The 26,592-nt window shown below is 70.2% G+C and carries 16 protein-coding genes; 12 read left to right on the forward strand and 4 right to left on the reverse strand.

The window, feature by feature from the left end:
- Window positions 1-3 precede the first annotated feature (3 nt).
- The 4 genes from RIC11_RS14180 (at window position 4) to RIC11_RS14195 (ending at window position 4,899) form a co-directional block, all read left to right on the forward strand.
- Window positions 4-897 (forward strand): enoyl-CoA hydratase/isomerase family protein, encoded by an 894-nt coding sequence (locus RIC11_RS14180; RefSeq protein WP_350212397.1) that lies wholly within the window; start codon window positions 4-6, stop codon window positions 895-897.
- Window positions 894-1,745, forward strand: coding sequence for an MBL fold metallo-hydrolase (locus RIC11_RS14185; protein WP_350212399.1), 852 nt, complete (start codon window positions 894-896; stop codon window positions 1,743-1,745). The genes RIC11_RS14180 and RIC11_RS14185 overlap by 4 nt, the downstream gene beginning before the upstream one ends.
- A 386-nt stretch (window positions 1,746-2,131) precedes the next feature.
- Window positions 2,132-3,421 (forward strand): aspartate aminotransferase family protein, encoded by a 1,290-nt coding sequence (locus RIC11_RS14190; protein WP_350212402.1) that lies wholly within the window; start codon window positions 2,132-2,134, stop codon window positions 3,419-3,421.
- On the forward strand, window positions 3,418-4,899 hold the full coding sequence (locus tag RIC11_RS14195; RefSeq protein WP_350212404.1) for a class I adenylate-forming enzyme family protein: 1,482 nt from the start codon (window positions 3,418-3,420) through the stop codon (window positions 4,897-4,899). The genes RIC11_RS14190 and RIC11_RS14195 overlap by 4 nt, the downstream gene beginning before the upstream one ends.
- Window positions 4,900-4,936: 37 nt before the next feature.
- On the opposite strand, the gene RIC11_RS14200 is transcribed toward RIC11_RS14195, so the two are convergent.
- Window positions 4,937-7,981, reverse strand: coding sequence for a pectate lyase family protein (locus RIC11_RS14200; protein ID WP_350212406.1), 3,045 nt, complete (start codon window positions 7,979-7,981; stop codon window positions 4,937-4,939).
- A 329-nt stretch (window positions 7,982-8,310) separates the two neighbouring features.
- Here RIC11_RS14200 and RIC11_RS14205 point away from each other — a divergent pair, with 329 nt between their 5' ends.
- The 3 genes from RIC11_RS14205 (at window position 8,311) to RIC11_RS14215 (ending at window position 14,016) form a co-directional block, all read left to right on the forward strand.
- Complete coding sequence (locus RIC11_RS14205; RefSeq protein WP_350212407.1) at window positions 8,311-10,617, forward strand: pectinesterase family protein; 2,307 nt, start codon at window positions 8,311-8,313, stop codon at window positions 10,615-10,617.
- Window positions 10,618-10,712: 95 nt separating this feature from the next.
- Complete coding sequence (locus RIC11_RS14210; RefSeq protein ID WP_350212409.1) at window positions 10,713-11,828, forward strand: aldose epimerase family protein; 1,116 nt, start codon at window positions 10,713-10,715, stop codon at window positions 11,826-11,828.
- 484 nt (window positions 11,829-12,312) lie between these two features.
- Window positions 12,313-14,016: an ATP-binding protein gene (locus RIC11_RS14215; RefSeq protein ID WP_350212411.1), complete on the forward strand. Its 1,704-nt coding sequence runs from the start codon at window positions 12,313-12,315 to the stop codon at window positions 14,014-14,016.
- A gap of 355 nt (window positions 14,017-14,371) precedes the next feature.
- Here RIC11_RS14215 and RIC11_RS14220 read toward each other — a convergent pair whose 3' ends face one another.
- The 3 genes from RIC11_RS14220 to RIC11_RS14230 form a co-directional block, all read right to left on the reverse strand.
- Window positions 14,372-15,073, reverse strand: coding sequence for a PEP-CTERM sorting domain-containing protein (locus RIC11_RS14220; RefSeq protein ID WP_350212413.1), 702 nt, complete (start codon window positions 15,071-15,073; stop codon window positions 14,372-14,374).
- 108 nt (window positions 15,074-15,181) lie between these two features.
- Window positions 15,182-15,943, reverse strand: coding sequence for a hypothetical protein (locus RIC11_RS14225; protein ID WP_350212415.1), 762 nt, complete (start codon window positions 15,941-15,943; stop codon window positions 15,182-15,184).
- A 115-nt stretch (window positions 15,944-16,058) separates the two neighbouring features.
- Window positions 16,059-16,772 carry a hypothetical protein gene (locus tag RIC11_RS14230; RefSeq protein WP_350212417.1) on the reverse strand — a complete coding sequence of 238 codons (714 nt, stop codon included), beginning with the start codon at window positions 16,770-16,772 and terminating at the stop codon, window positions 16,059-16,061.
- 916 nt (window positions 16,773-17,688) lie between these two features.
- Here RIC11_RS14230 and RIC11_RS14235 point away from each other — a divergent pair.
- The 5 genes from RIC11_RS14235 to RIC11_RS14255 all read left to right on the forward strand — a co-directional run bounded on the left by RIC11_RS14235 (window position 17,689) and on the right by RIC11_RS14255 (window position 26,592).
- Entirely contained in the window at window positions 17,689-18,744 is a 1,056-nt protein-coding gene (locus RIC11_RS14235; RefSeq protein WP_350212419.1) for a hypothetical protein, read from the forward strand.
- A gap of 198 nt (window positions 18,745-18,942) precedes the next feature.
- Entirely contained in the window at window positions 18,943-21,456 is a 2,514-nt protein-coding gene (locus RIC11_RS14240) for a TolB family protein (protein WP_350212421.1), read from the forward strand.
- Window positions 21,456-22,544, forward strand: coding sequence for a DUF1559 family PulG-like putative transporter (locus RIC11_RS14245; protein WP_350212423.1), 1,089 nt, complete (start codon window positions 21,456-21,458; stop codon window positions 22,542-22,544). The genes RIC11_RS14240 and RIC11_RS14245 overlap by 1 nt, the downstream gene beginning before the upstream one ends.
- Complete coding sequence (locus tag RIC11_RS14250) at window positions 22,541-23,881, forward strand: hypothetical protein (RefSeq protein WP_350212425.1); 1,341 nt, start codon at window positions 22,541-22,543, stop codon at window positions 23,879-23,881. Before RIC11_RS14245 ends, RIC11_RS14250 begins: the two co-directional genes overlap by 4 nt.
- Before the next feature lie 254 nt (window positions 23,882-24,135).
- On the forward strand, window positions 24,136-26,592 hold the full coding sequence (locus RIC11_RS14255) for a hypothetical protein (RefSeq protein WP_350212427.1): 2,457 nt from the start codon (window positions 24,136-24,138) through the stop codon (window positions 26,590-26,592).

Raw genomic sequence — 26,592 nt, forward strand, 5'->3', positions numbered from 1 at the left:
CTCGTGGCGACCGAAACGCGCGACTCGGTCGCCACGATCCGGTTGAGCCGCCGCGACGCGGGGCACACGCTCAACCCGGCCGCCCTGTTCCAGCTAGGCGAGGCGGTGCGTCGCGCGATCTGCGACCCTCGTGTTCGGGCGATCGTGCTCACCGGTTCGCCCGGCGCGTTCTGCCGGGGGGCCGACGTCGGGTACTTCGTACGCTCGCTGCGCCGCGGCGAGCTCGACCGACTCATGCAATTCACCCGAGCGGGCGCGGCGGTCTTCGACACGATCGCCGGTTCGCCCAAGCGGGTCGTGGCCGCGCTGAACGGCAGCGCGATCGGCGGCGGGCTGGAGCTCGCGCTGGCGTGCCACGCACGCCTGGCGGCGCCGGCCGCATCGCTCTGCCTGCCCGAGACGGGCCTGGGCCTCGTGCCGGGTTGGGGCGGCCTCGAACGAGCGGCGGCGCTCCTCGGCGATGGCGTCGCCAAGTGGCTCGTGTACGCCGGCCCGGTCGTCGCGACGCGCGACGCTTGGTCGATCGGCTTGGTCGACGGGGTCGCTGCCCCGGCGGAGCTGCTCGACGCGGCGCGCCGGGTCGCGCTGGGAGAACCGCTGCCGCCTCGCCCCGGGCCGCGGCTGGAAGCGGATCGGATACGCCGCGAGTACGCCGCGCCGACTCTCGAGGGGGTCTTCGCCGCCGCTTCGGACGACCTGTCGGCACGGCCGCGGCAAGCGCTCGCGGCGGCCAGCGCGCTCTTCGATGGCTTGCGTGCCGACGCGAGCCCCGCCGCGCTCGCCGCGCGGCGTGAGCGAGCCGTGCTCGCGGCGTTCGAGCGCCCCGACACGCTGCGGCGGCTCGAAGCCCTTCCGGCCCCGCGCGGCTCGGCGCAGCGACAGGGGGATGACCCTTGAAGCAACTCGGGCGATGGCGACTGGACACACTCAGCGGCGGCGACTTTTCGATCGACGGCGGCGCGGTCTACGGCGTGGTCCCCAAGACCGTGTGGAGCAAGCTCGCCCCGCCGGACGAGCTGAACCGCGTGCGTATGCGGAACAACTGCGTCCTGCTCCGCGACGGCGATCAAACCGTCCTGATCGACACCGGCTACGGCGGCAAGTACGCCCCGCTCGACCGGGCCGCCTACGCGATGCAGGAGGGAACGCCGATCGTCGACAGCCTCAACGGCGCCGGCGTTGCGCCGCAGGACGTCGACGTGGTGCTGCTCAGCCACCTCCACTTCGACCACGCCGGCGGGGTGACGTCGCGCGGCCCCAACGGGCAGTTGCATCTGACCTTCCCCAACGCCCGGCACGTCGTCGGCCGCTTCGAGTGGGAAGACGCCACCTCGCGGCGCCCCGAGCTGCTCGCCGCCTACCCGCAGGACAACCTCACGCCGCTGGAAGGCTCGGGCCGCCTCGAACTGGTCGACGACGGCTCAGAGGTCGCGACGGGGATCCACGTGATCCGCACAGGCGGGCACACGCGCGGCCACTTGGCGGTCCGGATCGACGGGGGCGGCCAGACCGCGCTGTTCATCGGCGACCTGGTCCCGACCACCGAGCACGTGCGCCCGAACTGGGGGCTCGCGTATGATACATTCCCGCTCGTGACGCGGCGGCGGAAGCAGCAACTGCTCGGCGAGGCCGCCGACGGGGGTTGGCTGGTCGTGTGGAGCCACGACCGGAACACCGCCGTGAGCCGCCTAGCCCGGCGCGGTGCAAACCGCTTCGTGGTCGAGCAGTGCGAGCGGCACGCCTGATGCACAAGCACGGGGCGACGCGACGCCCCCCCCAACTCGGGAATTGCCCCGAATCGCTTAGCAGTAACGCCGCGAACACAGGCGACTAGGAGGCTTAGGCGATTTGAGCGTTTAGGTAAAAAGGAAGTGAATAAGTGGTCGGCAGTGCTTGCCGCGCCAGCGGTTGCTAGCAGCCGTTTGACACACGAACCGGCCGAGGCCTATAACTCCGCCCCAGATCGGCCCCCCGACGCATCCCACCCAGTCGACCAAGACGCCCTCTTACACTGTTCCAGGAAGGTCAAAACGTCGTGCCCGATTCCCTCCGTGCCCCGACGCAAGAAGGCGTTGCGGCAGACCCCCGCCGCACAGCGGCGCCCCTCGGCCAAGGATCGAAATCCGCCGAGATGCTGGCCCGCGCGAAGCAGAGCCTCGCCGGCGGCGACAGCAGCACGATGCGGGTGCTGCCCTACCACCTGCCGCTGGTGGCGGACCGGGGCGAGGGCTGCCGCCTGTGGGACATCGATGGCCGCGAGTACATCGACATGAACATGGCCTACGGGCCGCTGCTGCTCGGGCACCGGCCCAAGGCGGTGATCGAGTCGGTCACACGACAGATCAGCGACCGCGGCAGCCAGCTCGGCTTCCCGACCGAGATCACCACCCGAGTCGCCGAAAAGGTCAAGAAGCTCTACCCCAGCATCGAGCTGCTCCGCTTCGCGAACTCGGGCACCGAAGCGATCGCGTCCGCCGTCCGCCTGGCCCGCACGGTCACCGGGCGGCGAAAGCTGATCCTCTTCGAGGGGAACTACCACGGCTGGAGCGAGGCCGTTTTCCACAAGTACCACGCGCCGGTCGAATCCTTGCCCGAGCGCGGCTACGGCCCGGCGATCCCCGGCACGACCGGCATGGGCGACATGGACGCGGTCGTCGTCCGCTGGAACAACCTCGAGGTGTTCCACCGCGCCCTCGAAGAGCACGGCGACTCGATCGCGGCCGTGGTGCTCGAGCCGGTGATGGGCAACGCGGGCCTGCTGCCCCCGAGAGAAGATTTCCTCCCGGGGCTGCGCGAGGCCACGCAGGCCAACGGCAGCATGCTCATCTTCGACGAGGTGATCACCGGCTGCCGCGTCGCGCCGGGCGGCGCCCAAGAGCTGTACGGCGTGTACCCCGACATCACGGTGGTCTCCAAGGCCATCGGCGGCGGCTACCCGATCTCGGCCTTCGGCGCGTCGCGGGAGCTGATGGACGTGATCGTCAACGGGCCGCTGTTCCACGGCGGCGTGTTCTCCGGCAACGCGGTCGTGATGTCCGCCGCCGAGGCGGTGCTCGACACGCTGATCGCCCACGGCGACTCGGTCTACGCCCACCTCAACGCGGTGACCGACCGCCTGTGCGACGGGATCGAATCGATCTTCGCGCGGCTCGGCGTGCCGGCCTTCACCCAGCACGTCGGCGCGGTGGCCTCGCTGTTCTTGACCGACGGCCAGGTCGACGCGCTGCACGAGTACCGCGACGTCCGCCGCCACTGCCGGTTCGACCGCTTCATCGAGCTGCAGCACGCCGCGCAGAGCCGGGGGGTCTACTTCCACCCGAACCAGTTCGAGCCGATGTTCCCCTCGGTCGCCCACCGGCCGGAGGACATCGACGAGGCGCTCAACCGGATCGAAGACGCCGCCCGGTGTGCGCTGACGTGAGCCCCGCAGCACCGACCGACCTGCGGCCCGACCCGATCCTCGACGCGGTCGAGGGCTACCGCGGGTCGTTCGTCGACCTGCACGACAACCGCGAGGTCGACGCCCGCCAGTTCCACACCGCGCGGACCGCGCTGGCGCGGCGGCTGATCGACGCCGGCCTCGAGGCGGGCGACCGCGTCGTGGTGGCGGTGACCAACGGCCCCCAGTTCGTCGCCACGCTGGCCGCGCTGCTGCGGTGCGGCGGGTCGCCGGTGCTCGCCCACGCCCTCACGCCCGCCGCCGAGCTGCGCCGGACCGCGCTGCGTTTCGGCGCGCGGTTCGTGGTGACCGACGGCCCCCCGGCCGACGAACTCGGCGCGGCGATCGGCTCGGCGGCCGAGGTCGCGCCGGCCGAGTGGCTGCGTGTCGCGCTGGCCGCCTGCCCGACGGACACGGCCGGCTTCGTGTCCGGGTACCCCGCGCTGCCCGGCGTGCCGCTGCACCAGACCTCCGGCACCACCGGCGTGCCGAAGCTCGCCGTCCGGCCGGGCGCCGCCGCCGTCGCCGAGGCGCGGCACTACATCGACACCGCCGGCGTGGGCTCCGACGACACGATCCTCGTCACCTCGCCGATGAGCCACGCGTACGCGTACGGCATGGGCGTGATGGTCCCGCTGCTCAGCGGCGCCCGGATCGTCAGCCTGCGCGAGTTCAAGCCGGCGACGGTGCTCGACGCGTTCGCGTCGCTCCGTGTGACGATCTTCCCGGCGGCGCCCGCCCTGCTCGAGGTCCTCATGTTCGGCGCGGGCGACCGGCTCAAGCAATCGCCCCCCACGGTCTTCGTGGCCGGCGCGCCGCTGACCGAACGCGTCGCGCGCACGTACCGCGAGCGGTCGGGCGTGGTGGTGCGGTCGCTCTACGGCACGACCGAGACCGGCGGCATCTCGATCGTGGCGGGCGAGCCCGACGCGACGACCGCCGGCTGCGTGGGCCCGCCGATGCGTGGCGTCGAGGCCCAGGCCCGGCCGAGCGGCCACGCCGAAGAGCAGCAGCAGCACCTCACGACCCTGCGCGTGCGGTCCGAGTCGATGATGACCGGCTACCTCACGCCCGAGGGGATCGACCGCTCGTGCCTCGACGCCGGGTGGTTCGACACGGGCGACCTGGCTTCGATCGACGCGCGGGGATCGATCCACCTCCGCGGACGCATGACCGAGGTGATCAACGTCGGCGGCCTGAAGGTGGTGCCCAGCGAAGTGGAGCAGGTGATCGCCACGCTGCCCGGCGTGAGGGAGGTGAAGGTCTACGCGGGCCAGTCGCGGTCCGGCGCGCAATTCGTCAAGGCGGCGGTCGTGGGCGAGCCGTCGGTCACCGACACGACCGTCCGCGACCACTGCAAAGAGCAGCTTGTCTACTTCAAGCGTCCGAGCGTCGTGCTGCTGCTCGACGCGCTGCCGAAGACCCCTTCCGGCAAGGTCCTCGTGCGCGAACTCCCATGACGCCCGCCGCGCCCCGTGTCGCCGGCAAGGCAGCGGCTTACCGCCGCCGCGCGGCGCCGGCGGCCGCGCCGGTCAGCATCAGGGCCAGGGCGGTGGGCTCGGGCACGACGGCGAAGTCGGACAGCGTCACCAGGCCGCTTGCCGTGTCGTAGCCGACGAGGAACGAGCCTGCCCCGTCGTTGGTCATCAAGCGCGAGCCGTCGGCGGCGTTCGCGAACCGGCCCCGCAACGCGCCCGCGTCGAGGGCCTCGAACACCGCCGTCGGCGGGGGCAGGAAGCCCTCGCCCAGCGAGATCGACAGGTCGCCCGCCAGGTCGGCGGTACCGCTGACACGCAGCTTGCTGAGCGAGTCGGGCCCGTCGAGCTCGATGTGGAGCATCGCGCCGGCGCCGTGCGTGTAGTCGCCGTCGACGGTGAGGACCGTTTCGGCGCCGCCGGAGGCCGCTTGCGAGAGCGCCGTTTCGAGCTCCGCGGCGGTCAGGTTGCGGGCGGCGAGGACGAACCCGTCGACGATCGTCCCCACTTCCCGGCCGTACACCGCGAAGGCCTGCTCGCCGGCCGAAAGGGTGTAGTCGATCCCCGCGTTGAGCGCCGAGCGGACGCCCTCCAGCGGCGCGACGCTGGGTGAGAGGAGCGTCCAGGTCGCCTCGTCGCCCGGGGCGCCGAGGGTCTGCACCTCCTCGAAGTTGGCGCCGGTGGTGTTGACCGACCTCGCCGCTCCGGAGACCCACAGGCTGTTGTTCCCCCCTTGCGTTGGCGAGGGCTCTCCGGCGATCGGCGAGTTGCTCGGTTCGGCGGTCTTCGCGTACAGCAGCCACCCGCCCGCCGCCGGCAGGTCGATCGTCGTCGCCGCGAAGCCGTCGGCGCTGGGCGACGAGAGGCTCTCGCCCGAGACCAGCACGATGCCGCCGCCGTTGAGGTCGGCGCCGTCGTACGACCCGCCCGCGCCGGCGCCGTGCGCGCTGTTGTCGAAGACCTCCCAGTCGACGCCGAGCGTGAGGCTCTCCGCCTGCACGCCGACCACGTCGGTGGTCGGCGAGAGCGTGCCGCGCGGCGCGACCAGCGCGCCGTCGGCGGCCGTCACCGCGCCCCGGATGGTCCCCATCCCGTTGAGCGTCCCGCCGGAGGGGACCCTCAGGCCGCCCCCAGCGGCCGTCGCGTCGAGCGTCGCGCCGGCATGCACCACGAAGTCGCCCGACTGGCCGAGGCCGCCGCCCAGCGCGACCAACTCCCCTTGTTCGACAACCGTCGGCCCGCGGTACGCATTGGCGCCGGACAGCGTGAGGCTGCCGGCGCCGCGCTTGGTGAGTCCGCCAACGCCGCTGACCGCGCCGGTCACGGCGCCGCTGTGCCCGTTGGTGTCGATCTGCGCGCCGCGCTCTTCGAGCGTCGTCGCGACCGCGATCTCGACCGGGCCGGCCGCTTGGAACACGCCGCCGTCGAAACGCAGCCGAGCGGCGGGCCCGCCCGCCACCGTGCCGGTCCGCAAAACGCCGCCCCCCGCGACCGTGGCCGTGGCCGGCTGCCCAGCCGGCCCGAGCAGCACCCGCCCCGCTTGGGCGGTGGCGCCCTCGATACCGGCGGCGCCGGCGACCGACAGCGTGTCGAAGACACTCACGCTGCCGCCGGTCACGTGGAGCGTGCCGTCGATCCCCAGCCGCCGCGCGAATGCGTGCCCCCCGGCGGAAGTCACCGCGCCGGCGACGACGGCCTCGTCGGCCAGCGTCGGCGCCGAACCGCCCCACGTCGCCGCGGCCGACCACTCGCCGGTGGCCGCAACGCGGTTGGCCCCGGCCGCGCCCAGCTCGTTGACGTACTCTTCGAGCCACGTGTAGCCGGCCGGGCTCAGCCCCTTCCAGTCGCCGGCGTGGGATGGGTTGAGGCCGCGCGAGGCCTCCCACGTGTCGGCGATGCCGTCGGCGTCGGCGTCGGCGAAACGGGCCCGCGGGTTTAAGTAGACCGGGTCCGCGCCGAAGCCGGGGAACAGGTCGGTCTCGCGCAGGATCACCCCGCCCAGCGTGCCGTAGCTCGCAACCTCTTGCATCAGCCGGGTGTCGACCGCGTCGCGCACGATGCTCGGCCCCGCGTTGGCCATCACGTGGGCGACCGCTTGTTCGGCGGTGAGCGTCGGGGTCGTCGGGAACGCGTGCCGGTCCGCGACCACCGTGGCGCCCGGGTAGCTGGTCACCGGCGAGCCGTTGAGCGCGCCGTCGCGGTTGGCGTCGACCCAGTTGTCTTGTGGGAAGATGCGGAACGCGCTCGTGCCGCCGGAGAAGGGCGAGCTGGCGTCGACCGGGCCCTCGATGAAGTAGTTGCCCTCGACGTTGGCGATCGACGACCCGGCGGTGTCGCCCATGATGTAGCCGGCGGACTCCCAGCCGTACACGACGTTGTTGATGAACTCGTTCTCGTTCCGCACCTTCGGGTTGCGCGTGACGTTGTCCGCCCACAGCGACTTGATAACGCTCACGCTCCCGCCCGTGCCGGGCTGCATCAGCCCGCCCGTGCTGTGGCCCAGGCGGTCGAGCCCCTGGGCGATGATCGAGTTTTGGATCGTGATGTTGTCGATCACGTGACCGCTGTCCGCGTTGATGTCGAACGTGCCGTCGACGCCCCACGTGATCGACATGTGGTCGAAGATCATGTTGGCGCCGCGCGCGATGCTGGCCGCGTCGGTCCGCACGCCGGGCTGGCCCTTGCGCACGGCGAAGTGCCGGCTGATGAGGTTGTCTGAGCCGGTGAAGCTGATCCGGTCGTTGTAGAGCGTGAACCCGCCGGGGGCGGTCTGGCCGGCGATCGTGATGTTGCTCGCTACAGGCACGACCGACTGGAGGTTGACGATCCCGCCAACATCGAAAACGACGAACCGGTTGGGCTCGCTGACCGCGTCGCGGAAAGAGCCGGGGCCCGCGTCGTTGAGGTTCGTCACGTGGTAGACGCTCGCGGCCGACAGGTTCGTCCGCGCCCCGGTGGCCATCGCGCCGAAGCCCTCCGCACCGGGGAACGCCGGCGTGGCGGCGTGCGTCGACCCACTCAGGACCAGCGCCAGCCAGGCGCCGCAGGTCAGCCTCACTCTCAGCATGCGATTTCCTTAGGGGGGAGCGAGCCCGCCGCGGGCCCGCGGCGATCGGGCGGCACGGCAAACAGAAGGTGGCGGATCGACTCGGCCGCAGGCTTCGATGATTCGGGCCGTGTTGCGGGCTGCCGTACCCGGCGATGGGCTCATTCTAGTTGGACGCGAAAAACCCAACCCGCCGTTTCCCGCCTAGCTTTCGGACACAGCGGGCCCCACGACGGGCCGTTCGTGCGAAAATCGGCGGCGGCGCCGGGCCTCGCCAGATCGGAGCCAGGCGCGTGCCTCGTCGATGGAAAGTCGCCTCCGGGCCTCCTCCCTGCGATCCAGCAACGACTATGCGTGCTCCACTCTGCGCTCTCTGCATCGCCCTGCTGTTGGTTACCGGCCGCGCCGAGTCGACCGAATACGACGCGGTGGTCGCCGCCGACGGCAGCGGAGACTACACCGACATCGAGTCAGCCATCATGGCCGCGCCGTACCGCGTCGGCGGGCCGCGGTGGGTCATCCGGGTCAAGCCCGGGCGGTACGAAGAGCGTGTCTACGTGCAGCGGGAGCGCGGCAATATCCGTCTGGTCGGCGACCACCCCCAGACGACCGTCCTCACCGCCGGTTGGCACGCTGGCATGCCCGGGCCCGACGGCGAGGCGATCGGCACGTTCCGCACGCCGACGCTGCAGATCGATGGCGACCGCTTCGTCGTCGAGAACCTGACGATCGAGAACAGCGCGGGCCCTGTCGGCCAGGCGGTCGCTCTCCGCGCCGACGGCGACAAGCTCGTGTTCCGGAACTGCCGCTTCTTGGGCTGGCAAGACACCGTGCTGCTCAACCGCGGCCGCCAGTACTTCAAGGACTGCCGCATCGAGGGCGACGTCGACTTCATCTTCGGCGGGGCGGCCGCGTTCTTCGAAGACTGTCGCCTCCACTGCCGCGACGACGGCTACCTGACCGCCGCCTCGACGCCGCAGGAGCAGCGCTTCGGCTTCGTGTTCAAGAACTGCCAGATCGACGGCGCGTCCGGCGCGAAGGCCTACCTCGGCAGGCCCTGGCGCAAGCACGCCATGACCTGCTTCGTCGACTGCACGATGACCCAGGTGGTCCGGCCCGAGGGCTGGCACAACTGGGGCGACCCCAGCCGTGAGGCGACCGTCCGCTACGGCGAGCACGGCAGCAGCGGCGCCGGCGGCGACCTCGCCCAACGCGTCGAGTGGGCCGAGCGCCTGACCCAGGAGCAGGCTTCGGCCCTGACGGCGGCGGCGGTGCTGGGGGGTGACGACCGTTGGGACCCGGCGGCCGAGGGCGCCGCGGCGGTCGGTTGGTCCGACGCCCAGGCCGTGCTCGACAGGATCCAGCCGCCGACCTTCCCCGACCGCGACTTCCCGATCACCGACTTCGGCGCCGCCAAGGGCGAGGACGGCTCCGACGCGATCCAAGCCGCGATCGACGCTTGCCACGCCGCGGGCGGCGGCAGGGTCGTCGTGCCCGAGGGCGAGTGGCTCACGACCGCCCTCCGCCTGCGGAGCAACGTCAACCTCCACGTGAGCGGCGGCGCCACCCTGCGGTGGCTGTTCGAGCCGAGCCGCTACCCGATCGTGTTCACCCGCTGGGAGGGCATGGAGTGCATGAACTACTCGCCGCTGGTGTACTGCTTCGAAGAAGAGAACGTGGCGATCACCGGCTCGGGCACGCTCGACGGCGGCGCGACCTACGACACCTGGTGGGCGTGGAACATCAAGGGCAAGGACACGCCCAGCAAGCAGATCGCGGCCCGCGACCGGCTGGTCGAGATGACCGAGGAGTCGGTCCCCGTGCGCGAGCGGGTCTTCGGCGAGGGGAGCTACCTGCGGCCGAACTTCATCCAGACTTACCGCTGCCGCAACGTGCTCATCGAAGGGGTCACGCTCAACCGGTCGCCGATGTGGAACCTGCACCCGGTGCTGTCGGAGAACGTCACGGTGCGCGGCGTGAGCGTCGTCACCCACGGCAGCAACAACGACGGCTGCAACCCCGAGTCGAGCCGCGACGTGCTCATCGAGGGCTGCCTGTTCGACACCGGCGACGACTGCATCGCGATCAAGTCGGGCCGCAACAACGACGGGCGGCGGGTCGGCGTGCCTTGCGAGAACGTGATCGTCCGCGACTGCACGATGAAGGACGGCCACGGCGGCGTGGTCCTCGGCTCGGAGTGCTCGGGCAACATCCGCAACGTGTTCGTCGAGAACTGCCGCATGGACAGCCCCAACCTGGACCGCGCGCTGCGGTTCAAGAACAACGCGGTCCGCGGCGGCGTGTTGGAGAACGTGTTCATGCGCGACGTGCGGATCGGCCGACTCGGCGAGGCGGTGCTCACGATCGACCTGCTCTACGAGGAGGGCCCCAACGGCGACTACACGCCGGTCGTCCGCAACGTGCAGCTCGAGCGGGTCACCAGCTCGGCGAGCCCACGGGTCTGCTTCATCCGCGGCTTCGAGGGGGCCACGGTCGACGACATCCGCTTCAAGGACTGCGACTTCACCGGCATCACCGAGACCGAGGTCGTCGAGTTCGCCGACCGGCTCTCGTTCGAGAACGTGAGGATCACCCCCGACGAACCCGCACGCTCGCTCAACTCTCCCACCGCCGCCGGCGGCGCGCCGCGGCCGTGACCCGCGCGCGGCGACGGCCCCGGCCCGGCGGCTTGCCAGCGGCTCGGCGCCGGCGCACCATCGGCTAGCGATCCCCTCCTCACAACCGCCCCCCTATGCGATTCAAGACCCTCTGTTTGGCGGCCGCGTTGGCCGGCGTCGCGTCGGCCGAAACGACGACCGAGGACTTCGGCAAAACCGACGACGGGCAGCCCACCGTGCTCTACACCCTCACGAACGACTCCGGCGCGTCGATCTCGTTGACCGACTACGGCGCCACGCTGCAGGCCGTGCGTGTGCCCGGCGCGGATGGCGAGCTGGCCGACGTGGTCTTCGGCTTCGACGACGTGTCCGGCTACCAGAGCGAGGCCAACGGCTACTTCGGCTGCACCGTCGGCCGCCACGCGAACCGGATCGCCGGGGGCGAGTTCGAGCTCGACGGCGAGACCCACCAGCTCGCCAAGAACGACGGCCCGAACCACCTGCACGGCGGCGCCGAGCGGAGCTTCGACAAGGTCGTCTGGGAAGCAGAGCCCTTCACCTCGTCCGCCGGCCAGGGCGTGGCGTTCCGCTACCGCAGCCCCCACGGCGAGGAGGGTTACCCGGGGACCCTCACCGCCGAGGTCCGCTACACGTTCACCGAAGACAATCGCGTCGTCATCGACTACCGGGCCACGACCGACGCCCCCACGATCGTCAACCTGACTAACCACAGCTACTTCAACCTGGCCGGCGCCGGCGCGGCGACGATCAACGACCACGTGCTCACGCTCTACGCCGACAGCTACACGCCGGTCGATTCGACGCTGATCCCAACCGGCGAGATCGCCCCCGTGAGCGGCACGCCGATGGACTTCACCGAGCCGACCGCTATCGGCGCGCGGGTCGACGAGCTTGGCTCGGGCGACGGCGCCGGCTACGACCACAACTTCGTGCTCCGCGACGCACCGGCCGACGGCGAACTCCGCCACGCGGCCCACCTGCTCGACCCGTCGTCCGGCCGCACGCTGGAGGTGTTCACCGACCAGCCGGGGATCCAGTTCTACGGCGGCAACTTCCTCACGGGGCAGACCGGCAAGGGCGGCCAGAAGTACGCCTACCGCAGCGGCCTGTGCCTCGAGACGCAGCTCTTCCCGGACTCGCCGAACAAGCCCGGCTGGCCCTCGCCCGTGCTCCGCCCCGGCGACACCTACCGCCACCGGTGCGTGTACGAGTTCGGCGTTCGAGAGTGACCGGCGGCCGGCAGCGGGATGCCGCGGCGGGCCTTGAGGGTCGCGCCCCGGTTGGGTCGCCTTCTCAACCCACCACGGCCGCGAGCCGCAGCAAGCGTCCGAGCGACAACGGCTCGGCATCGAAGTCGGCGTGCAGCCGCCAGCCAATTGCCCAGCCGCCCCGCGTCGACAAGCCGCCAGCACCACGATCGGCCAAGCTTCTCGAATAGGGCGCCGGGGGTGGCAGGCTAGGCGACGGCGGCGACCGCCGTTGGGTGGATCGGGCCCGCACGGGGTTTAGCCAAGGCCGATACGACCGCGATCATCGACCCAACCGGCCGTGGGTCAATCCGCCGTTGACCGCAAGGCATGCGGAGCCGGTCTCCCCTTAGGTCGATCGGTAGCCTCCCCAAAAGGACATGTCGGACCTTCGGGTCTGCATTTGAATTGCGTGCTAAGATCGTCTAACACGTTCCAAAAGCGCAGCGATCAACGGGTTCCTAGCATGAAAGGCCTGCTCGAAGAAGCTTGTACGTCGAGTGCGGTCAACGATCCCGGTCGCTTGCTCCGGCTCAGCCAGACCGAGCTGCTCGACTCCGCGGCCGAGGAAGCGTTCGATCGCTGGACCCGGCTGGTCGCGTCGCTGCTCGACGCGCCGGTCGCGCTGGTGTCGCTCGTCGACGACAAGCGGCAGTACTTCAAGAGCCAGGTCGGCCTCCCCGAGCCGTACGCGACCACCCGACAGACGCCCCTCAGCCATTCGTTCTGCAAGCTGATCGTCAACACGGGCAAGCCCCTCGTTGTGCGCGATTCGCTCCTCGACGCGCGCGTCTGCGATAACCCGGTGGTCACCGAGCTCGGCGTGCACGCCTACGCCGGCATGCCGCTGCGGACCAGCGACGGCTTCGTGCTCGGCGCCCTGTGCGCGATCGACGGCGCCCCGCGCGACTGGTGCGACCGGCGCCTGCAGATCCTCGAGGACCTCGCCGGAGCGGTCACAACCGAGATCGAGCTCCGCGCTACGCTCCGGCAGTGCCAGGGGCAGCACTCGTTGGCCATCGCCATCATGGACGCCGCGCCCGAGGCCATCCTGGTCGTCGACGCCGGCGGGTTCGTCGTCACGGCGAACCGCCAGGCCCACGAGACGCTCGGCTACGAGCCGGGGGGCCTCGTCGGCGCCGCGATCGCGCGGCACCTGCCCGCCCACGCGCTGCCCCCCGCGGCCGCCGGGTCGACAGCGCGCGGCTCGGCTCCCGCCGCCGACCCTCCGAGCAACGCCACCGCCACCCGCCGCAACGGGTCGCAGTTCTCGGCCGACGTCACCATCACGCCGATCCGCACGAGCGGCCCCGACCACCACTGCCTGATCCTCCGCGACGTGACCCGGCAACACGAGATCGCCGGCCGGACCCTCGAAGCGCAGAAGATGAAGGCCCTCGGCGTGCTCGCCGCCGGCGTGGCCCACGAGATCTGCAACCCGCTGCAGATCGTGTCGGGCCACGCCAGCTGGATCTTAAACGCCGCGGACCGCATCGCGGGAATGCCCGACGAGCCCGACGAGCCCGTCCAGCACGACCCAGCCGCCGACAACGCCCACCCACTGGCGAGCGACCACCGAGCGATCGCGGCCGAGGTCCGCGACGCGTCGTCGGCCGTGCTCGACCAGGTCTCCCGGATCGGCGAGATCGTCCGCGCGATGAACGCCGCGTCTCACCCCGCGACCGGCCGCCAAGAAACGGTCTGCGTGCACGAGATGATCAAGGAAATCGCCGGGCTCACTCGCTGCCACTTCCGGCACGCCGGCTCGCTCGAGATAGACCTCGAGCCAAGCCTGCCGATGGTCACGTGCTACCCGGCCGAGCTGCGGCAAGCGGTCACCAACCTCGTGCTCAACGCCGTCGACGCCGTCGAGCAACGCTTCGGTCCGGCCGGCGGCGGCGCCGTTCGCGTGCGGGCCTACTCGCTCGACGACTCGCTGGCGATCGAGGTCGTCGACAACGGCTGCGGCATCGATCCCGCCCTGCACGAGCGCGTCTTCGAGCCCTTCTTCACCACCAAGGGCGTCGGCGCCGGCACGGGGCAGGGGCTAGCGACCGTCTACTACGCGGTCCACCAACTGCACGGCGGCGCGGTCAGCCTCGAATCGGCGCCCAACGCGGGGGCGACTTTCCGGCTGACCCTCCCCGGCGCGCTGCGGCGCCAGCCGTGAGGCAGGCCCGCCGCGTGGACGCTCCGGCCGTCGCCCGGCCGCTGATTTGGCCACCAAACGCGGCAAGCCGCTTGTGAAACGATACAAACGCGACACTCTTCTTTCGCGCGTGTAACGCTAAACGCGCCGCTTTTCGAGCCTAACCCGTTGCCGCGTCTGGGGTTGGTGATCCGTTACACGGCCCGGCGCTGTAACGTTATTCCCGGGCGACGCACCGATCCAAAAATCAGTCGATTGTCGCCCCCCCGCGCCCGGCCCGGCCGCGAATTGGCCACGGCAGGCTTTACGGGCGATCGAACAGGGGAGCCACCCACGCGCGTTCCTTACCGCGGAGGCAGGCTAGAACCAGCGGCCTTCAGGCGTCGCGCCGGCGGGCGAGCCCGGTTGCGGCAGCGACGCCCGCGCCGAGCAGCAGTACTCCCGAGGGCTCCGGCACGACGTTGAGGAACCGATCCTGCACGAGCCCGACCTGGACGCCGTCGACCGACCCGTCGTCGAAGTAGAGGCCGACCGGTTCGGGGCTGACAAACGACGTGCCGACGCCGAACGGGACCGAGTCGATCGAGCCGGTGAAAGTCATCTGGTCGCCGAACAGCCGCAGCTCTTCGGGCGCGCCGGGCGCGACGATCTGATCGAACAGCAGCGTGAAGCTCACGTCGGCGCCGTTGATTGCGCCGAGTCCGTCGACCGACACGTTGCTGAGTTGCCCCGAGACAAGCTCAAAGGCCCGCAGCGTGAAGGGCGTCCCCGCGGGCAGCGGCAAGCCGGCCGGGAGCTCGCCGTCGAACGTCCCGAAGGCCGATTGGATTGGGATGGGGAGCGTGGGGTCCATCGCGAACGCGGCGAGGTCGGCGTCGTCGATGGTGATCTCGACGTCCCCGAGGGCCTCGAAGCCCAGAGTGATGTTCTCGCTACCGGGGTTGAAGGGCCCGGGGAAGACGACGAACTCGTAGACCGGCTGCACGTTCTGTTGAACGAACGTGAGCGCTTCCACCGGTGAGGCCGCCGCGGCGACGGCGACCGCGCAGCAAACATGCAATATCTTGTCCTTGAGCATCGGAGGCGGTTGTTTCGGGGGGATGTGGCGGTCAGCCGGCCGGACCGGCGTGATCGTTTTTCGCAGTAGGTGCAGTCTGCTGGGGACGTTGTCGGTCGGTTCACCCGATCAACAGGTTGCACAGCGTCGCCGGCAACCGATCGCGAAGCCGGCTAAGCCAGCGGCTAGCGTGAGCGAGGTCGCCGGTTCGGGCAGCGTGGTCACCGAGCGACTGGTGCTGTACCCAGCGAAGGGGCCGCCGCCGGCGACAAAAGCCGGGAGGTACGACGAAGACCCGTCGGCGAGCACCGGGTCGTCGGGGCCGGTGGGCGGGTTCGCTTCGAAGGGGTCGGCGAACAGGGTGATGCCGGCCGACGGAGGGAGCCCGTCGTACGCCGCTCCCGTGAAGAAGAAAGAGTCGGGCACAATCAAGTTGGCCCCGGCGTCGATGAGGTTCACGCCGTAATTGGGGACGGTAAAGGCGACCACGTCGGCCGTGAAGTCTCCGCCGGGCACGTCGCCAACCAGGTTCTCGAAAGTCATGGTCATTGGGTCGAACCCGTAGTCCGGGCCGGTCACCAGCTCGAAACGCCCCAGCGTGGGGTCAGCCCCGACACCGAAGAACGAACCATCGACCAGCAGCGGGGTTGGTCCGGACAGGTCGACCGTGAAGGTCGAGGCGCCGACCGCCGTAACGGTCAGGACGATGTCCGCGGCGGTAGGGTCGGGGTTGAACGGCGTCCCTCCGGGGATGACGAAGTTCTGCGTCGCCGCCTGAGGGATCGTTACGCGCGACCCGTCAGTGAACGGCTGCGCATGGGCAATCGCGGCGACAAGGCACGCCGCAGCTCCGGCGAGAGCAAAAACACCGGACGAAGGCTTGGGAGTCATGAGCCGAGACCTCTCGGAGTGAGTTCGCGGGGAAACATCGGGGCGCAGCGCTCGCCACCGCATCGAGCGACATTCGCGGGCGCTGGAGACAGGCGGATCGATCAAGTGTTGGGCGTCATTCCGAACGCCGGCCGCGTGCCGCTAGGCAAGCCGCCGTTAGGGCGGCGAGGCAACCGGACGCCGGTTCGGGCACGATGCTTGTGATCTCGAGCACGCCGCCGGCGAGGACCAACCCAATGATCGGGTCGTTCGCGGGGTCGATCGTCGGGCCGAGTTGAACCCGAGCGGCCACGTTCTGGGTCCCGACAAAGATATCCCCCACCCCGAACGGAAGTGAGTCCACCGAGGCGACGAACGTGTATGGGTCGATCGCGTAGAGCCGCGTCCCGTCGGCCAGCACTTGTAGGAACGGCCCGCTCACGCTGCGGAACGCGGAGATGAGTTCTCCGCTGATTGGGTCGTTCACGATCGACGACATCGAGCCGGTGAACGCCCCCAGCTCGGGAACCTCATCGATCCCCGCGAAGAGCTCGAACGGAACCGGCGGAACGCCGTTGATCGTACCGGCCGCGACGATGCTGGTCAGCTCGTCGACGATCGTGTCGCCCGATTGGGCTTCCCAGGCCTGGGTGAACGTTCCCTGGGCGGTCACCGGCACGTCGACGGCCACGGACCCAGGGTTGAACGGCGTGCCCGGGAACAGGCGGGTGAAAAACGTGTTGTCGTACGTGTAGATGGCCGAGCCGGCGCTGACGGTCGCGCTGTGGGCCTCGGCGGCGAGCATCGCCCCCAGCAGGAGGGCAACGCTCACGTTTCGGGTCGCGGTCATTAGTCACGCTCTGGGTTGTCTATCGACGGTTGTGAAGGCAGGCGCCATCCGCAGCTGCGTGTGCAATGTGGCCGACGCACCGACCTCACGCTGCTTCTGCTATCGCACGCCGCACGGCTTTGCGGCGGACAGTACTTGAGTGCTGCATAGGTCCGCAAATTAATTTTTCAGGAAACCGCAAAAAATCGGTGCGGCGCGTGACAACCAGTCACGAGGCGCCACACCACGTCTGAGACCCCAGAACCGACGGCCAGGCGGTCAGTGGCCAGTCGCAGTAGGGCGAAGTGCCCGGACCTATCCGTTCCGTACGGTCGAGACGCCCCCTGCGTATCGCGGGCGCAGTAGCCGTAGCGCCATGGTATGAGCGGGTAGCCCGACAAGCGTCAGCGAGCGGCCTAGCTCACCGAGCGATGGCGTCCAAGCGATTGTCGGGGTGCGGCAGCACAAGAGGCGGAGCGGAATGCCTCGTGCCGCTGGGCGGCCCCGACAATCGCTCGGGTAAACGAAACGGCTGGCTGACTTTGGCGCTCGCGCCTGTTGGGGCCACCCGCTTCGTCGCCCATGTCTTCGTGGAGAAAGGGCGCCGGCCAGGAGCAGCTCGTAAGGCGCTATCCGGCGAAGCGGAATCGCACCATCGGCGCCGCCCGTGCGGTGCGATTCGGCTTCGCCGGATGGCGCCCTACCAACCTACCCTGCGCGCCGGGATGAGTCGGGGGTGGGAACCACGAGGGGGACGCCCCCCCCCTTAAGGAGGGGGTCTGTTCCTGAGAATCTTGCCGATTTCCGTACTTATCGGCTCGCCGCGGGCTGCGGCGGATGGGTAGGCTAGACGATCGGCTTGCGGCTGGGCGATTGGCGTCCCACTTAGCGGCGCCGCGACGTTTGATCGGCTATTGCATCCTTCGGAGTTGTCCTAATGAAGCGGATCTACAACGTTTGCGCCGCGTTGGCGTGCGGCGCTTGGTGCGCGCTGGCCGGAGTGAGCTCCGACGCCGCGTTCTTCTACTTCGTCGGCCCCGCGGGCGGCGACTTCTTCGACGAAGCGAACTGGAACGACCAGCCGGACGGCTCGGGCTCTAGCCCCATCGGCGACGCGATCCCCGACAGCACGACCGGCGCCATCGCGATCGACCTGGTGATCGACGGCGACACGGTCGAAGCGGCCGGCCAGGTCGACTTCGGCCCGGGCTCCCTGACGCTCGCGCCGGGCTCGATGCTGAGCATCACCGGCCTGGATAACGACCTGGACATCAACGACGACTCGACGTTCACGCTGGTCGACGCCACGCTCAGCGTGTTCGACATCGCCAACTTCGAGGGCGTGAGCGTGTTCGTCGGGGGATCGGTGACCTCGGTGACCGACGACATCGCGTTCCAAGACAACTTTGCGAACCTGACGATCCAGGGGACCGCCTTCAGCGCGGTCGACAACATCTACTTCGACGGCTTCAACGGCCTGATCCGCGACGCGTCGTTCGTGTCGGGCGACCGGCTGGGTGTGCGGAACATGGTCGACGTCACGATGACCGACACGTTCCTCGAGATCGCCAGCGGCTCGGGCGACATCGACGACGTGTTCTCGACCGATGGCGCCGGCTCGGTGCTCACGCTGCTCGGCGCGTCGACGCTGATCGCCGACAGCGTCGAGGAAGACGCCCTGCTCGTGCTCGGCGGGACGACGGTCGCGAACATGGGCGGCCAGGGCGAGCGGATCACGGCCGACGGCTCGACGATCACCGTCACGTCGCTGGGAGTGGTGCTGAACGTGTCGCCGATCACGACCGACACGCGCGGCCAGCTGATCAACGGCCTCACCGGGCTGAGCTACCTGGACGACCCCAGCGCGTGGAACGTGCCGGACTGGAACGGCCTCGACGCGGTGTCGCTGAGCTTGATTCCGGAGCCGGCTGCCGGGATGCTGATGGCGTCGGCCTGCGTCGCTGGGCTGGCCGCGCGTCGGCGCCACGGCTGAGCCGCCCGGTCCAAAGCGGCTTGGCCGACGCCGCCGCGTTGAACCAGACCCCAACGAGGCTGGGCGCCACGGCGCCCGGCCTCCTTGCGTTCGCCCTTGCGCAGGGGGGCGAGCCTCCCGCCCCCCCGGCCGCCGGGTTCTTCCCCAAAGCCCCGCCCGACAAGCCCCTCCCGACAGCCCCTCCCCGACACGCCAGCCATGACGAGCTCCTTGCGTGACCTCAAGGCATTGCCGCTGCTCTTGCTGGCCCTAGCGGCCGCGCGGCCGAGCCACGCGGTTCGGATCGCTACCGACCCCGCGCCGACCTCCGAACTGGGCCTCGCACAGATCGCGATCACGCCCGACGGCGGCACGATCATCGCCAACGGGGTGTTCGACACGTCGCTGTCGGCGAACTCGCTCGATCGCATCTACTCGCTGGCGATCCCCGCCAACCCGGCGACGGGAACCGCTGCCGTCACTCAGATCAGCACGGCGAGCTTCGCGGTCGACCAGAACTACGACACCGACAACGCGCCGGTGATCTCGCCCGACGGGCAGACGATCCTCTACACGCACGACGGCGTCGGCGGCACGAACCGCGTCTACCGGATGCCGATCGCCGGCGAGCCGCTGGCGAACCAGTTCACGCCGTTCCTCACAAGTGGGAACAACGTCGTGTCGCCGGGCAACGGGGCGACCGCGCCGCTGTACAGCCCCGACGGTTCGACGGTGTACTTCCTCAGCAGCAACGCGGGCTTCGGCGGCGCCGTGCCGTCGTTCGCCGGCTCGCCCACGTCGTTTCAACCCGCCCCGGATTGGGACGTCCTGTACCGCGCGAGCGCCGCCGGCGGCTCGCCGACGGCGATAACCTCGGCCGCCGAGGGGGACCTGGACCTGGGCTTCTTCGACCTCACGCCGGACGGGTCGACGATCGTCTACGCGCCGGACAACCCGGTCCAGCGGCGGACCAGCCGCGACAACATCCGCCCGAATCTGTTCACGATCCCGGCCGCCGGCGGAACGCCGACCCAGATCCCGCTGGTCGCGCCGGCGCACGACTTCACGATCACCAATCAATTGGCCGCGGGCCCCGACGGCCAGTCGGTGCTGTTCATCGCGGACTACGACCAGCCGGGCAAGCAAGAGCTGTACTCGCTGCCGCTCACCGGCGGCGTGCCGATGCGGCTGAGCGACGAGCTCCCCTTCGGCGGCGACGTGACGAGCTTCGCGGTCTCGCCCGACGGGACGTCGGTCGCTTACGCGGCCGGGCAGAACACCAGCGCGAACACCGAGCTGTTCCTCAAGCCGATCAGCGGCGCGTCGCCCAGCATCCGCATCAGCGACGCGCCGCCGGTGAACTCCGGCGTGCACGACGTGCGGACCTCCGAAGGGGAGGGGGGCCAAGCCGTTTACCAAGGGTCGCAGGTGGTCTTCTCGCCGGACGGCGGGAGCGTGTATTACCTCGGCTCGTTCGACACGCCGGGCGTGACGGACCTGTACGTGGTCGACACGTCCGAGAAGACCGGCCTCGTGCCGTCGACCTTCACGTTCACCGGCCCGAGCGGCGGCGACTTCTTCGACGAGACCAACTGGACCGACGCCGACGGCGCCACCGCCCCGGCGGGCACGATCAACCCCGGCGCGGGGATCCTGCACTCGCTGTTGATCGACAACACGTCGGTCGTCGCGAGCACCGGTGAGATCGATTTCGGCATCGGCGGCAGCCTCGAACTGACGGCTGGGTCGTCGCTGTCGCTGCCGAACCCGGGGAGCCAGCTCGACTTCAACCCGGGATCGGCCTTCAAGGTCACCGACGCCACCGTGAGCTCGTTCGGCGACATCATCTTGGAAGGGACCACCGTGCTCAACGGCGGGCTCCTCGAGTCGATCGACGACGACATCGAGTTCCAGGACCGCGTCGAGTCGAGCATCGTGGGGACGACTTTCCGATCGGGCGACATCTTTGTCTTCGACCAATCGGTCACGTCGGTGACCGGCGCGACGTTCGAGTCGAATGACCGGCTTAGCCTGCGGTTCGAGGTCGATTTCGTCGTCGTCGACTCGGACATCAACGTCGAAGGCGGCCTGGGCGACATCGAGGACGCGTTCGCCGGCGCGCAAGGCGAGGGTTCGCGGGTCGTGCTGCGGGGCTCGTCGACGCTGCTGGCCGACACGCTGGAGGACGGCGTCGACCTGGTGCTCGAAGGGGAATCGCGGGCCAGCATGATCGACTCGGGCCCCGTCGGCGGCGCTTCGCAGCTGGTCGATCAGTCAAACGGCGTGTCGCAGGTGATCTTCAACTCGCTCGGCGCGGAGCTGACGCTCCGGAACGACGCCGCGTTCGACCCGCGTGCGTTTATCATCAACGGTCTGACCGGCCTGTCTTACCTGGACGACCCGTCGGCCTGGACGGTGGCCGACTGGAACGGCCTGACGCCACTGGCCTCGCTGCGGCTGGCCTCGGTGGTCAGCCTGGCGGGCGACTACAATAGCGACGGCGTGGTCGACGCGCCCGACTACACCGTGTGGCGCGACGCGCTGGGGACCGGCGCCACGCTGCCGAACGACGTCACGCCCGGCTCGGTCACCCAGTCCGACTACGACGTCTGGTCGGGGGCGTACGGCTCGTCGTCGGCCGCCGCCGCGCCGGAGCCCGCCGCCGTTCTCATGGTCCTCGCGTGCGCCCTGGCCGGCGTGCGCCGACCCGCTCCCCCGAGGCGCCGTTACTGATGCACACGGAAGCGCACCCTCAAGGCCGGCCGCGTGGCGGCTTCACGCTGGTCGAGCTGCTCGTGGTGATCGCCATCATCGGCGTGCTCGTCGCGCTGCTGCTGCCCGCCGTGCAAGCGGCGCGCGAGGCCGCGCGGCGCACCTCGTGCAAGAACAACCTCAAGCAGGTCGGCCTCGCGCTGCAGAACATCCACGACACCGAGGGCGCGTTGCCGCAGGGCGTGTACTCCAATCCGCGCAACAGCGCGTCGATGGGGCTCAGCTGGTGCACCAAGGTCCTGCCCTTCATCGAAGAGCAGGCGCGGCACGACCTGATCGCCGCTCACGTGCCGCCGAACAACCCGAACACCACCAACGCTTGGGAGTTCTACCAGCACTTCCTTTACGCCGGCTCGCTGGGCGGCAAGCGGATCATCCCGACCAGCGACCAGCCGATCTCGTCGCTGGTGTGCCCGTCGTCGGACCTGCCGGCGGTCGTGCCCGAAACGGTCACTCCGGCCGCCGTGCGGGGGCTGGCGACGATGTCTTACAAGGGCTCGAAGGGGGTCGGTCGCAACGGCCTGCTGGTGCGGCCCGACCCGGACGACGTCGGTCGCGTTCGCAACTACAAGCTCGAGGACGGCTCGCTTTATCCGGTGACCCAGCCGGCCCGGGTGAGGGTCCAGTTTAAGCACATCACCGACGGCCTCTCGAAGACCGTCGCCGTCGCCGAGGCGGCGTACGGCATCGACGACCCCGAGTTCGGCCAGAGGTGGCCGATCTGGGTCGCCTCGCCCGGCAGCGACTGGGACGAGGCCCTGCTCTACAAGACCGACTTCCTGATGAACTGCACGTTCACCGCCGGCAAGCCCTTCTTCGAGCAAGACGACCCGGAGAACGTGGCGGCCAGGGCGCAGCTCGAGTCGTACAACGACAGCCGCAACACGTCCGACGTGAACGACTGCGCTTACAGCTGGCACACCGGCGGCGTGCAGTGCGTGTTCGCCGACGGGTCGGTCCACTTCCTCGCGGACGACCTCGACCTGGACACGCACATGTTCCTCGGCCACCCGTCCGACGGCGAAACGATCGAGGGGTTCGACCCGTGAGCCACGCCCCACGCCCGACCCCATCCGGCCGCCCCGCGGCGCCGCCGTGTGCCTGCCTCGTGGCGGCGCTCGTGCTGGCGCTCGCGCCGGGCCGCTGCGGGGCGATCTCGATCGTGCTCGACTTCGGGCTCGACGAGCAGAACGAGAACTGGTTCGACGCGTCGACCACGGACGGCCGCGCCCGGCGGCGGGCGGTCGGCGCGGCGGCCGACCTGCTCTCGGCGATCATCGTCAACGACGACTGGGCGCCGCTCTCCTCGCTCAACGAGTCGGTCACCTTCACGGACATCGCGGCCAGCACGATCCGCGGCATCGACGGGAGCCTCCTCACCGGGGAGCCCGAGTCCGACGGCCAGGGCTACGCGTACCTGGACTCCACGAACAACGTCGACACGGTCAACCGCAGCGGCGTCGACGCCAACGAGTACGTCGTCTACGTCGGCGCGTTCGCGTTCGACTCCGGCACGAGCTCCAACGCCAAGGGGGGCTGGGACAGCAGCGACCGCCGCAACAGCGCGGGCCTCGCCCGGACCGAGTTCAACACGTGGGGCGGGCGCGTGTACTTCAACACCGCCAAGACCTGGTACGCCGGCCAAAACCCGGGCGCCGACCCGACCGACGACTACGGCTTCCAGGACCCCGACAAGACCCCCTCGGGCGACCGCTCCGACGACAACTGGGACTACTCCACGTCGTCCGACACGTGGAAGGGCTTCCAGCTCTCGACGCGCGACCCGGCCGCGGCCGGCCAGCGCGACCTGTACGCGACCGCGTTGCACGAGCTGCTGCACGCGCTGGGCGCGACCGAGAGCGTGATCGAGGACTACGTGGGCGTCGACGCGTCGGGCGACTTCATCGGGCCGAACCTCGTCGACGCGTACGGCGGGCCCGTGCCCGGCGACGGCGGCCACTTCGCGGTCGATGTGCAATCGGTCGTGTGGGGATCGGACGGCATCGTGTCCGAGGCGCTGCTCGACCCGAACTCGCTGGCGGGCGTGCGGAAGTACCTGACCGAGGTCGACGCCGCGTTGCTACGCGACATCGGCTACCAAGTGGCCACGGCGTTCCCCTCCGACCTGCTGCAGGGCGACTACAACGGCGACGGCCGCGTCGACGCGGCCGACTACGTCGTGTGGCGCGACGCGCTCGGCACGGACGGGCAACTAGCGAACGACCCGTCGTTCACCGAGGTCAACCTCGACGACTACCTGGCGTGGGCCGACCAGTACGGCCTCGGCGGCGCCCCGGCCCCCGCGCCCGAGCCGGCCGGCGCGCCGCTGCTGGCGTTGGCCGTGCTCGCGCGGCTCGCGCGCCGCCGCGATCGCCGCGTGCTCTGAGTCGGGCTGCGAGCCGCCCCTGCCGCGGCTGATCGCAACGCTGGCCGCCACGCTGGCCGCAACCCCGGCCGCGGCGCGGTCTCCGCGTCGCGCGGTGGCTGAAAGCAGGGCTGCCGGACGCGCGACCGATCCGCGGTGGGCGGACATAATGGGTGGCGGTGCGTACGCGTGGCCGCGCCGGCCTTCGGGCTCGGCCGCGGCGCTTCCCTCCTCCGCCGGCGGATCCACGGCGAGCCCTCCCACCCCGCTGTTGAATGAAGTTGCTCCGACGCTCTGCCCTGTCTCGACGCTCTGCCGCGACGCTCGTCTGCTCGTTGGTCGCCGCGAGCCACGCGGCGGCCGCCATCCCCGCGTTCCCGGGCGCCGAGGGCGCCGGCGCGTACGCGACCGGCGGACGGCCCAATGGGCTGGGCGGGATGGTCTACCACGTGACCAACCTCGAGGCCGACCCGACCGGCTCGATCCCCGGCTCGCTGCGCTACGGCCTGAACAGCGACAACTTCTCCGTGGTGCGCGAGAGCTGGCCCTTCCCGTGGTACAGCGTCGACGTGCCCGACTCGTACGACGTCATCCCGCGGATCATCGTGTTCGACGTGGGCGGCGTGATCGACATCGGCGAGGTCGACATCACCCCGATGAACGTGACCGTCGCCGGCCAAACCGCGCCGGGCGGGATCACCCTCTACGGCGGCGAGTTCAACCCGGGCCACCGCGACTCGTGGGACGAGGGGACGCCGCCGAAGGTGAACAACCTGGTGCTGCGCAACTTCGCCGTACGCACGCACGACCCGGCCGAGAAGGACGGCCTCTGGCTCGCCGCGAGCAACTCGATCGCCGACCACCTGTCGCTCGCTTGGTACACGGACGAGGGAGTGTCGGTCACCGACTCGGCGCGCAACGTGACCGTGCAGCACTCGATCATCGGCCCCGGTTGGGTCAACCCCGACGGCGACGGGTCGCAGCTAGAGGGCAAGACCCCCGGCGGCAAGATCAGCCTCCACCACAACCTCTACGTGCACAACGACGCGCGGGTGCCCCGCCTGGGCGAGAAGGAGGGGCCGGGCGTGGAAGTCGATTTCCGGAACAACGTGGTCTACAACACCAGCGACAACGACTTCGGCTACAGCGGCGGCGGCGAGCCGAGCTTCACGAACTTCGTCAACAACTACTACATCGGCGGCTACGACAACGGATCGAATGACAACCTCTTCAGCTCCGCCGACAGCCTCGCGCGTATCTACCAGAGCGGCAACCTGCTCGACCTGAACAAGAACGGCGTCGCCGACGGGACGGACCGCGGCTGGAGCACGTTCCGCGGCCCCGAGACGCAGCAGAGCACGCCCTACGCCGTGCCGCACGGCGTGACGCAGTCGCCCGCCGAAGCGCTCCAGACCGTGCTCGGCTACAGCGGCGCGCGCTGGTGGGACCGCGACTTCCTCGACTCACGCTCGGTCGAACAGGTCGGGTCGTACGGGCAAGGCGCGATCTCAGAAACCGGCCGCGTGCTACGCTCGATCGACCCGGCCGACGTGCAAGCGGTCACCGGCCAGCCGATGCAGACCCGCCCCGCCGGCTGGGACACCGACAACGACGGCATGCCGGACCACTGGGAACTCCAGCGCGGCCTCGACCCCAACCTCGCCGACTGGTCCGGCGACGACGACAGCGACGGCTACGTCAACCTCGAGGAGTACATCAACGACATCGCCGCCTGGCCGGCGCCGTACGACATCCACTGGCAGGGGGGCGAGGGCCGCTACGCGGAGATCACCAATTGGGGGATCACCCGCGACAGCCCCGGCGAGGCGCCGACCACCACCAACTGGCAGCCGTCGCGGTTCGACCGGGCGGTGATCGGCGCGGGCCGCGCGACGGTCGACGCGCCGGGCCAACACGCCGGCGCCGTGGTCCTTGGCGACGGGGCGACGCTCTCCGTCACGGCGGGCGAGCTGCGTGTGAGCGACGAGGCGGCCGGCCCCGGCGACGGGTCGGTCACGATCGGCGACGGCGCCTCGGCGACGGCCGAGCTCAGCCTGTCGGGCGGGCGGCTGATCGCCGGCACACTCCGGCGCGGCGCCCTCGGGTCGCTTGCGTTCACCGGCGGCGAACTCAGCGTCGACGCGGTCGGGTTCGACCTCGTGAACCAAGGTGGCGTGCTCGCGCCGGGCGACGGCATCGGCCAGACCTCGGTCGCGGGCGACGTGCTCCTGGCCGCGGGGGCGCTGGCGATCGACCTGGCCTCGCCGAGCGAGGCCGACCTGCTCGCCGCCGACGGCGCGTTGACGCTCGGCGGCGACCTCGTGGTCCGCCTGCTAGACGGCTTCGATCCGACGACAGGGAGCTGGACGATCGCCACGGCCGCGTCGATCGCCGGCGTGTTCGACTCGGTCACGCCCGGCTTCGCCGTGACGCAAGAAGGAACCAGTCTGGTGCTGAGCGTCGCCGCCGCGGCCGCGGGCGACTACAACGCCGACGGCCGGGTCGACGCGGCCGACTACACCCTGTGGCGCGACGCCTACGCGACCGGCGGCCCGCTCGACAACCAGACGGCCACGCCCGGCGTGGTCGACGCGGCCGACTACGCAGAGTGGGCCCAGCACTACGGCGCTCTCGCCGGAACGACCCCCGCGCCCGAGCCCTCGGCGGCGATCGGCGCGGCTCTGGCGGCCGCTGGCGTGTTGCTTCGCCGATGTGACCCGCGACCCGGCTGA

Source organism: Botrimarina sp. (genome assembly GCF_040219535.1).
Classification (GTDB): Bacteria; Planctomycetota; Planctomycetia; order Pirellulales; family Lacipirellulaceae; genus Botrimarina.

Bases quoted from the DNA above. Each gene is read 5' to 3' on its own strand.
- RIC11_RS14210 (WP_350212409.1), top strand. From the start codon at position 10,713: ATGCGATTCAAGACCCTCTGTTTGGCGGCCGCGTTGGCCGGCGTCGCG.
- RIC11_RS14235 (WP_350212419.1), top strand. From the start codon at position 17,689: ATGAAGCGGATCTACAACGTTTGCGCCGCGTTGGCGTGCGGCGCTTGG.
- RIC11_RS14225 (WP_350212415.1), bottom strand. From the start codon at position 15,943: ATGACTCCCAAGCCTTCGTCCGGTGTTTTTGCTCTCGCCGGAGCTGCG.
- RIC11_RS14190 (WP_350212402.1), top strand. From the start codon at position 2,132: ATGCTGGCCCGCGCGAAGCAGAGCCTCGCCGGCGGCGACAGCAGCACG.
- RIC11_RS14255 (WP_350212427.1), top strand. From the start codon at position 24,136: ATGAAGTTGCTCCGACGCTCTGCCCTGTCTCGACGCTCTGCCGCGACG.
- RIC11_RS14205 (WP_350212407.1), top strand. From the start codon at position 8,311: ATGCGTGCTCCACTCTGCGCTCTCTGCATCGCCCTGCTGTTGGTTACC.
- RIC11_RS14240 (WP_350212421.1), top strand. From the start codon at position 18,943: ATGACGAGCTCCTTGCGTGACCTCAAGGCATTGCCGCTGCTCTTGCTG.
- RIC11_RS14200 (WP_350212406.1), bottom strand. From the start codon at position 7,981: ATGCTGAGAGTGAGGCTGACCTGCGGCGCCTGGCTGGCGCTGGTCCTG.
- RIC11_RS14245 (WP_350212423.1), top strand. From the start codon at position 21,456: ATGCACACGGAAGCGCACCCTCAAGGCCGGCCGCGTGGCGGCTTCACG.
- RIC11_RS14220 (WP_350212413.1), bottom strand. From the start codon at position 15,073: ATGCTCAAGGACAAGATATTGCATGTTTGCTGCGCGGTCGCCGTCGCC.
- RIC11_RS14230 (WP_350212417.1), bottom strand. From the start codon at position 16,772: ATGACCGCGACCCGAAACGTGAGCGTTGCCCTCCTGCTGGGGGCGATG.
- RIC11_RS14215 (WP_350212411.1), top strand. From the start codon at position 12,313: ATGAAAGGCCTGCTCGAAGAAGCTTGTACGTCGAGTGCGGTCAACGAT.